Genomic DNA, 8,124 nt, shown 5'->3' with positions numbered 1-8,124 from the left:
AGTTAGAGCGGCAAGGATGGGGGATCGAAGTGTACCATCGGGGGCTCAAGCAGTGCTGTGGGGTGGAGCGGGCCCAGGTGAGGAAGGCGGTCTCCATCCTGCGGCACCTCCTCCTGGCTTTGCGGGCCTTCCTCCGGCTGGAGGTCTACCGGCTGCGCAGGGGGGTGAGCTGGTACGAGGCCAAGGCGTCCATTGTTCGCGAGGCAATACGAAGTTATCTCGCCCATCCCCTCCACATCCTTCAGCCAACTGCGTAAGTCCTACAGAATATACACCACCCGGGCGAGGCGGCCAGGGGGCGGGGTGGTGGTCCCCGATTACCCTCTGGCCCCGACCGGCTGGGCGTGCCAAAGCCTCTCGAGGACCGCAAGCCCGCGCTGCCACTGCCCTTCCTCACCGTCTGCGGCGACCCCGAGGGCGCGGGGTGCGGGCTGGGGTATGATGGAGCCAGGAGCAACCGCTCTCGAGCGACTACCCCAACCAAGACCTTTCGTAACATTCGCGCTGACAGGGGGCACATTAGCCGTTCCTGACTGGCCCTGCTGCGTCCAGGGCCCGGAAGGCAGACCCCATGAAGCGTGTCCTCGTGGTTGACGACGACCCTTCGATTCAGCGCCTGATGCGGCGGCTCCTCGAGCTGCTGGGGTGCTCGGTGGAGGTGGTGGGCTCGGGCGAGGAGTGCCTGCTGCGCCTGGAGGCGGGCCCCCCCGACCTGTTGATCCTGGACCTGATGCTGCCCGGCCTCGACGGGGCGGCCGTGCTGCAGCGGCTGCGGGCCCGGCGCCTGGCGCTGCCCGTGCTGGTGATCAGCGCCAAGGACGAGGCCGAGAGCCTCCCCGGCGAGCTCCCCGGCGTGAGCGCCTACCTGACCAAGCCGGTGCGGATCGGCGAGCTCGTGGAGGTCGTGAGCGGGCTCCTCGGGGCGGCCCTGGCCGGCGGAGGGGGCGCCCACGCGGCGTACGAGGAGGGCCCGGGCAGCGAGACCTCCTCCGACTGAGCCTCAGCGGTCGCGGGGGGCGTCCGGGGCGAGCGGCAGCCGCACCACGGCGACCGTGCCCTTGCCGACCTCGCTCTCGAGGCGGATCCCCCCGCCGTGCTGCTCGGCGATCCACTGGGCGATCGACAGGCCCAGCCCGCTGCCCCCGACGGCCCGGCTGCGGGCCCGGTCGGCGCGGTAGAAGCGCTCGAAGACGTGGGGCAGGTCCTCGGGGGCGATGCCGATGCCGGTGTCCCGCACCCGCAGCTCGGCGTAGCCCTCCCCCAGGTCCAGCTCCAGCCGCACCGTCCCGCCCGCCGGGGTGTACTTCACGGCGTTCTCCAGCAGTTGCAGCGCGAGCTGCTTGAGCCGGTCGGCGTCGCCGGTCACCCACGCCTCCGGCAGGTGCCCCCGCTCCATCCGGTGGTCCTTGCCCAGCACCCTCGCGGTGGCGAAGGCCTCCCGGAGCACCTCGTCGAGGCGCACGGGCCCCAGCCGCAGCCGCAGCCCGGCGTCGCCGCGGGCCAGCGCCAGCATGTCGTTGACCAGGCGCGACAGGCGGGCGGCCTCGCGCGTCACCTCGGCCAGCGCCTCCTCGCGGTCGGCCTTCCTCATGTTCTTGAAGCGGGCCAGGAGCTGGAGGTTGCCCACGATGGCGGTCAGGGGCGCGCGCAGCTCGTGGGCGGCGTCGTTGACGAAGCGCTTCTGGGCCTCCGAGAGCTCGCGGTAGCGCTCCTCGCTCTCCCGCAGGGCCTGCTCGGCCCGCTTGCGCTCGGTGATGTCGCGCGCGACCTTGGAGGCCCCGATGATCCGCCCGCTGGCGTCGCGGACCGGGGAGACGGTGAGCGAGATGTCGATGCGCCGCCCGTCCTTGGTCAGGCGCACCGTCTCGTAGTGCTCCACCCGCTCCCCCGCGCGGATGCGGGCGAGGATCATGTCCTCCTCGTGCTGCCGCTCGGGGGGGATGATCCGGCGGATGGACTGCCCGACCATCTCCCGAGCGCTGTAGCCGAGGATCCGCTCCGCGCTGGCGTTCCAGCTCGTGACGATGCCCTCCAGCGTCTTGCTGGCGATGGCGTCGGTGGAGGAGGTGACGATGGCGGCGAGGTGCGCCGAGGCGGCCTCGGCCTGCCGGTAGCCGGTGACGTCCTCCAAAAGCACCACCGCCCCCCTGTGGCCCCCGGCCAGGGGCCTCACCGTCAGGGCCAGCCAGCGCTCCCCGCGGGAGGTGGGGCAGGGGTACTCCAGCCGGAAGGGGCCGCTCCCGCCGCCCAGCACCGCCCGCACGTGGGCGGCCACCTGCGCCACCCCCTCGGCGTCGAGCCCGTTGGCCCGCGCGCAGACCTCGAGGTAGTCGCGCCCCAGGCAACCCTCCCCGCCCGCCCCGGCGAACTCCCGCCAGGCGCGGTTGACCGCCACGACCCGGCCTTCCGCGTCGAGCACGACGACCTGGGCCTCCAGCGAGTCGAGGACCTCGGCCACCCCCGGCAGGGCCCGTGCGGGGGCCAGCGCGCCGGCGTCGGGGTCGAGCCCGGTGAAGGTGCCCACCCACGCCACCACCCGCCCGTCCACGTGGACCGGCTCGGCGCGGGAGAGGCCCCAGCAGTACTCGCCGTCCCTGCGGCGCAGCCGGTGGCGGTGCTCGAAGGGGGTCTGCCGGTCCACCGCGCGCAGGTAGGCCGCGTAGACCGCCTCGCGGTCGTCGGGGTGGAGGGCCTCGCCGCCGCGCAGCTCCAGCGACTCGGTGAAGGGCAGGCCGGTGTAGGCGCTCCAGCGGCGGTTGACGTAGAGCACCCGCCCCTCAGCGTCGGCCAGGTAGGCCGGGTGGGGGATCAGCTCGCACACCTGCACCAGGCCCAGGCCCTCGAGGGCGGGCGGCAGCTTCGGGCGGAGGGGGTCCATGCTAGGGGCGCACCGTCAGGGTACCGGCGAGTACCTTAGGGGCTCGAGCTGAGTATGGCCTGAGGCGGCGCGCGAGCCCGGCCGTCACGGCCCGGGGTAGACGCGCCCCTTCCAGCGCCGCGGCCCCCACAGCGCCCGCGCGTACACCGGCAGGAGCAGGACGGGGGCCAGGGGGGTGAGGAGGGCGTAGGCCAGCGGGCCCCCGGCCTTGGCCTGGACCAGCAGGCGCTCGAGCACCCCCACCAGCCCCAGCAAAGGTTGGCCCAGCAGCCAGGGGAGGGTGTAGGCAGAGAGGTGGTAGAAGGCCGAGGCCAGCAGCACGGCGCGGCTGCCGTGCAGGGGCAGGAAGTTCTTGCCGAAGCCCTCGACCGCCTCGAGGTAGCCGCGGTACATCCGCACCGACAGCAGCGGCCCGCCCAGCACCAGGTCGAGCCGCATCCCCCGGGCCTTGGCGCGGCGGGCCAGGGCCACGTCCTCCAGCAGCGACCCCTTCACCGAGGCGTGGCCGCCCAGGGCGAGGTAGTCCTCCCGGCGCAGGGCGAGCACCTGGCCGTTGCTCGCACCCGCCCAGGCGAAGGGCAGGCGCAGCAGGGGGTGGGGGAAGAAGGAGAGCAGGCCGTCGACCACGAAGGGCACCACGGCGGCCTCGAGCACGCCCCCCGTCCTCTGGCGCGGCATCGCCGACAGCAGGCCGCCCCGGTAGCGCCCCAGCAGCGCCGCCAGCGCCCCCTCCTCCCAGCGCACGTCGGCGTCGGTGAAGACCAGCACCTCGCCGCGGGCGGCCTGGGCGAGCTGGTGGCAGGCCCAGTTCTTGCCCACCCAGCCGGGGGGCAGGGGCTCGCCCCGGACCAGGCGCAGCCCGGGGCACCGCGCGGCGAAGGCCTCGACCAAAGCGGGGGTGCTGTCTCGGGACTCGTCGTCGAGGACGACGACCTCGAGCGCCCCCTGGCGCAGGAGGCCGGGCAGGGCGTGGGGCAGGTTGGCGGCCTCGTCGCGCGCGGGGACCAGCAGGGAGACGGCGGGCGGGGCGGGGGCCCGGCCCGGGCGCAGCACCGGGAAGGCGAAGGCGTTGAGCAGCGCCACCAAGAGCCGCAGCGCCAGCAGCAGCAAGACCCCCTGCCAGAACCAGCTCATGGGCGGAAGAGGCGGCTGAGGCGGGCCATGCGCTCGTCCACGCCGCGGGCGCCGCGCAGGAGGGTCCGGAAGCCGGGCAGGGTCTCGCGGGGGTGGGTGCGGGCGTGGAGGGCGTCGAGTTCGGCCAGGGCGCGGGAGAGGCCGGCCTCGAGCGCGGCGGTGGCGGGCTCCACGGGCGGCCCCAGCAGCAGGTAGGCCTCGGGGTGCTCCCAGCCGCGCACGTAGACCCGCAGGGCCAGGGGCACCAGCGGCACCCCGGCCCGCGCGGCGAAGTAGGCGGCCCCCCGCTCCAGCGGCCCCAGCCCGCCCTGCGGGCGCAGCGCCCCCTCGGGGAAGAGGGCCAGGCTCTCCCCTTTCCGCAGGGCGTGCAGGGCCGGGCGCAGCTCGTGGGTGCCCAGTGCCCCCAGCAGGCGCAGGAGGGGGAAGGCCTCGAGGTTCTCCCGCGCGATCATGAGCCGGCCCGGGCGGCGGTGGGCCTGCAGGAGGGCATAGGCCAGGTAGCCGTCGAAGAAGCTGTGGTGGTTGGCCGCCAGTACCAGCGGCCCGCCGGGCAGCTCGCCGCGCAGGTAGACCCCGCGCAGCCGCCGCAGGCTCGAGTAGACCATCCCCCGCAGGACGGGGCGCAGGGGCGGTCCTCCCTCATGTCTTCAGACCATCGCAGCGGGGCCGCCTCAGCCGGGCTCCTGGGCGTGCTCGAGCGCGCTGCGGATGAGCTCGGTGACATGGTGGTCCATCAGGCGATAGTAGGCCAAACGCCCCTCCTTGCGAAAAGTCACCAAGCGCTCCTCTCGTAACAGCCGAAGCTGATGGCTCACCGCCGACTCGCTGGTGCCGGTGAGGGCGGCGAGGTCACACACGCACAGCTCGGTCGCGGCCAGCGCGGCCAGGATGCGCAGCCGGGTGGGGTCGCTCACCGCCTTGAGCAGGCTGCTCGCCCGCGCCACGCGCGCCTCGTCGGGCACGGCCCGGCGGGCCTTCTCGAGGGCTTCGGGGTGGATGCCCCGCTCCTCGCAGGCGGCGGCTCGGTCTAAAGCGGTCGGCATCGCGATAACCTCGTCTCGAGTATGCCACAGGCCGCGGGCGGCTAGCGGAAGCGCAGCAGCCGCAGCGAGTTCAGCGTGACCAGCGCGGTGGCCCCGGTGTCGGCCAGGACGGCGGGCCACAAACCGGTGATGCCCAGCAGCGTGGTGGCCAGGAACACCGCCTTCAGGCCCAGCGCGAAGGCGATGTTCTGCGCCACGACCCGCATCGTGCCCCGCGACAGCCGCACCAGCTCGGCTACCCCCCGCACCGAGCCCCGCAGCACGGCGGCGTCGGCGGTCTCGAGGGCCACGTCGGTGCCCCCTCCCATGGCGATGCCCACGTCGGCCCGGGCCAGGGCGGGCGCGTCGTTGATGCCGTCGCCCACCATCGCCACGGGGCCGCCCTGCCCCAGCTCGCCCACGGCGCGGAGCTTGTCCTCGGGCATCAGCTCGGCCCGCACCTCCAGGCCCAGCCCCTCGGCGACGGCCCTGCCCGTGCGGGCGTTGTCGCCGGTGAGCATCACGCAGCGCACCCCCAGGCCCTCCAGCCGGGCCAGCGCCTCGCGGGCGTCGGGCCGCGGCTCGTCCCGCAGGGCGATGAGGCCCAGCGGGGTGGGCGGGTTCAGCAGCACCACCACGGTCTTGCCCTGGAGTTCCATCGCCTCGATCTGCCCGGCTACCTCTGCGGCCAGGGGAGCGAGTTCGGCTGCGTACCTGGGCGAGCCGACCACCAGGGTTCGGCCCTGCACCATGGCTTGTGCCCCCTTGCCCTGGACGGCCTGCTGGTCGCTGGAAGGGGGCAGCGTGGCCCCCACCTCGTCGGCCTTCTCCACGATGGCTTTGGCCAGGGGGTGGGAGGAGCCCTGTTCGACCGCAGCGGCGAGGCCCAGCAGTTCGGCCTCGGAGCCTTCCAGAGCAACCACATCGGTCACCCGGGGCCGCCCCTCGGTGAGGGTGCCGGTCTTGTCGAAGGCGACGGTGCGGACGCGGGCGAGGGTCTCCAGCACCGCGCCCCCCTTGATCAGCAGGCCCCGCCGCGCCCCCGCCGAGATGGCCGAGGTGATGGCCGCCGGCACCGAGAGCACCAGCGCGCAGGGGCAGCCGATGAGCAATAGCGCCAGCGCCTTGTAGAGCCACTCGTGCCAGGCTCCGCCCAGGAACAGGGGGGGCACCACCGCGATCAAGGTCGCGATCGCCAGGACCCCAGGGGTGTAGTAGCGGCTGAAGCGGTCGATGAAGCGGGCGGTGGGGGCTTTGGACCCCTGGGCCTCCTCGACGAGGTGGATGATGCGGGCAATGGTGTTGTCGGAGGGGTCCTTGTCCACCCGCACGGTGAGCACCCCGTCGGTGTTGATGGAGCCAGCAAACACGCGGTCACCGGGGCCCTTGCTGACCGGCACCGATTCTCCGGTCACCGGCGAGTCGTCCAGGGCCGAGAACCCGCTCAGGATGGTGCCGTCGGCGGGGACCCGCCCGCCCGGGCGCACCTGCACCACCTGCCCGACCCGCAGGCTACTGGCGGGGACCTCGCGGGTACGGATGTCCTCCCCTTCCCCCTCGAGGAGGAAGGCGGTCTTGGGGGCCAAGGCGGCCAGGGCTTTGATCCCTGCTCTGGCCCTTCCGGCGGCGATGCCTTCCAGCAGCTCGCCCACCGCAAACAGGAACACCACCACCGCGGCCTCGGGGGCCTCGCCGATCACGACCGCGCCGATGGCAGCGATGGTGACCAGGGTGTTGATGCCGAAGGGGTTGCCCAGCCTTACCCCCGCCCAGGCCTTGCGGGCCAGCGGCCAGACCCCGACTAGCGTGGCGGTGACGTAGCCCCAGTGCGCAAGGCGGGGCTCGAGGAAGCCGAAGGCGAAGGCCGCCGCCAGCAGGGCCCCGCTGAGGAGCACCCCGCGCCCTTGGCGGGTAGTGTGCCAGGGCCGGTGGGTATCACCGTGCTCGAGCCCCGCAGCCTGCCCTTCCCCAGGGGCGCTTTGCAGGGTTGGCTGGTAGCCGAGCGACCGGAGGCTAGCTTCTACTTGCTCCCTCGGCGTAACCGACTCATCCAGGTGGAACCTGAGGGTCTGGGTAGCAAACACTGCCCGCGGATTGCTAGCCCCGGGGGTCTTGCCAATAACGGTCTCGATTTTGCTAGCACACTCGGCGCAGTCCATACCCTCTACCCGGTAGCAATACTCAGGTGTGGAGGACTTTGAGGAATACGTGGCCATGGCTTTCCCTTATTGAGAGAGGAAACTCAACATATGAGCATCCACTCATCTATAAGTAGAGTATAGCAATATATGAGCATTTGGTCAAATATTTATCGCTGCCCTCGAGGATCAAAGCGCAATTGTGTACTAGGAGCTTGTCATTTTGTAGCCTAATGTAAAAAGTGAAAGTAAAACAGAGGAAAGGAGGTGCATCATGGGCACGCAAACCCTAGTAGCACGCGTTATCGGTGCAGTGCTGACAGTGGTAGGGCTGGTAGGCTTCTTCAGCGGCTCCAGCCTCCTTGGCTTTGGGATCAACGCTTTGCACAACATCGTGCATCTGGTGAGCGGGTTGCTCGGCCTTTGGGCCAGCTACAGCGGCTGGTCCAGGAGTTACAACCAGATCTTCGGCATCGTCTACCTGGTGGTGACAGTGCTGGGTTTCATCGCTTCCGGCTTCATGAACAGCCTGCTCAACACCAACATGGCAGACCACTTCCTGCACCTGGTGCTAGGAGTAGTGTTGGGCTACGTGGGCTTCATGGTACGGGAACCCGCGAAAGCCTAGAGGGTGTTAGGCACATTGGGACATGAGATTGACGAAACGGGACAGGAGCAGGATGGCGAAAGCCAGGAAGTGCAGGCCCGCCAAGGTTTGTGGCAGACGTTCGTAATCCCTGGCGAGCCGTCGGAACCTCGCCACCCAGCCGAACGAACGCTCTACCACCCACCTTCTGGGTAGCAATACGAAGCCCTTCCTGACCTGGGGCAGTTTGACCACTTCCAGGTGGATACCTTGCGCCTGAGCATCCTGTCGGGCTCGCTCGCCGGTGTAGCCCGCATCCACGTAAGCCAGCTCGACGTTTTGCTGGGTGGCCTGCTGCACGGCCTG

The 8,124-nt window shown here is 71.2% G+C and carries 8 protein-coding genes and 1 pseudogene; 3 read left to right on the top strand and 6 right to left on the bottom strand.

From position 1 onward, the window contains the following. Positions 1 to 257, top strand: a pseudogene (locus G552_RS0112755) (IS701 family transposase); the annotation flags it as partial. 314 nt (positions 258 to 571) lie between these two features. After that, positions 572 to 997, top strand: coding sequence for a response regulator transcription factor (locus G552_RS15505; RefSeq protein ID WP_051195811.1), 426 nt, complete (start codon positions 572 to 574; stop codon positions 995 to 997). A 3-nt stretch (positions 998 to 1,000) separates the two neighbouring features. Here the strand turns inward: G552_RS15505 and G552_RS15890 are convergent, their stop codons facing one another. The 5 genes from G552_RS15890 to G552_RS0112725 all read right to left on the bottom strand — a co-directional run bounded on the left by G552_RS15890 (position 1,001) and on the right by G552_RS0112725 (position 7,250). Next, entirely contained in the window at positions 1,001 to 2,878 is a 1,878-nt protein-coding gene (locus G552_RS15890) for a PAS domain-containing sensor histidine kinase (protein ID WP_051195810.1), read from the bottom strand. An 84-nt stretch (positions 2,879 to 2,962) separates the two neighbouring features. Next, a complete protein-coding gene (locus G552_RS0112740; protein ID WP_027883370.1) occupies positions 2,963 to 4,012 on the bottom strand; it encodes a glycosyltransferase family 2 protein in 1,050 nt (349 codons plus the stop codon). Then, entirely contained in the window at positions 4,009 to 4,617 is a 609-nt protein-coding gene (locus tag G552_RS0112735; protein ID WP_051195809.1) for a lysophospholipid acyltransferase family protein, read from the bottom strand. Before G552_RS0112735 ends, G552_RS0112740 begins: the two co-directional genes overlap by 4 nt. Positions 4,618 to 4,683: 66 nt before the next feature. Beyond that, positions 4,684 to 5,055 carry an ArsR/SmtB family transcription factor gene (locus G552_RS0112730; RefSeq protein WP_027883368.1) on the bottom strand — a complete coding sequence of 124 codons (372 nt, stop codon included), beginning with the start codon at positions 5,053 to 5,055 and terminating at the stop codon, positions 4,684 to 4,686. Between the two features lie 41 nt (positions 5,056 to 5,096). Continuing rightward, positions 5,097 to 7,250, bottom strand: a complete 2,154-nt coding sequence (locus G552_RS0112725; protein ID WP_027883367.1) for a heavy metal translocating P-type ATPase — start codon at positions 7,248 to 7,250, stop codon at positions 5,097 to 5,099. 196 nt (positions 7,251 to 7,446) lie between these two features. Here G552_RS0112725 and G552_RS0112720 point away from each other — a divergent pair, with 196 nt between their 5' ends. Further along, complete coding sequence (locus G552_RS0112720) at positions 7,447 to 7,800, top strand: DUF4383 domain-containing protein (RefSeq protein WP_027883366.1); 354 nt, start codon at positions 7,447 to 7,449, stop codon at positions 7,798 to 7,800. 6 nt (positions 7,801 to 7,806) lie between these two features. Here the strand turns inward: G552_RS0112720 and G552_RS0112715 are convergent. Continuing rightward, on the bottom strand, positions 7,807 to 8,124 hold a 318-nt coding region (locus G552_RS0112715), incomplete at its 5' end, for an IS5 family transposase (protein ID WP_027883365.1).

This window comes from Meiothermus rufus DSM 22234, from assembly GCF_000423425.1.
GTDB classification, from domain to species: Bacteria; Deinococcota; Deinococci; order Deinococcales; family Thermaceae; genus Meiothermus; species Meiothermus rufus.
This window is presented reverse-complemented; position numbering and strand designations above follow the sequence as displayed.

Coding starts and splice junctions, on each gene's coding strand:
- G552_RS0112720 (WP_027883366.1), top strand. CDS start 7,447: ATGGGCACGCAAACCCTAGTAGCACGCGTTATCGGTGCAGTGCTGACA.
- G552_RS0112725 (WP_027883367.1), bottom strand. CDS start 7,250: ATGGCCACGTATTCCTCAAAGTCCTCCACACCTGAGTATTGCTACCGG.
- G552_RS0112740 (WP_027883370.1), bottom strand. CDS start 4,012: ATGAGCTGGTTCTGGCAGGGGGTCTTGCTGCTGCTGGCGCTGCGGCTC.
- G552_RS0112735 (WP_051195809.1), bottom strand. CDS start 4,617: ATGGTCTACTCGAGCCTGCGGCGGCTGCGCGGGGTCTACCTGCGCGGC.
- G552_RS15505 (WP_051195811.1), top strand. CDS start 572: ATGAAGCGTGTCCTCGTGGTTGACGACGACCCTTCGATTCAGCGCCTG.
- G552_RS15890 (WP_051195810.1), bottom strand. CDS start 2,878: ATGGACCCCCTCCGCCCGAAGCTGCCGCCCGCCCTCGAGGGCCTGGGC.
- G552_RS0112730 (WP_027883368.1), bottom strand. CDS start 5,055: ATGCCGACCGCTTTAGACCGAGCCGCCGCCTGCGAGGAGCGGGGCATC.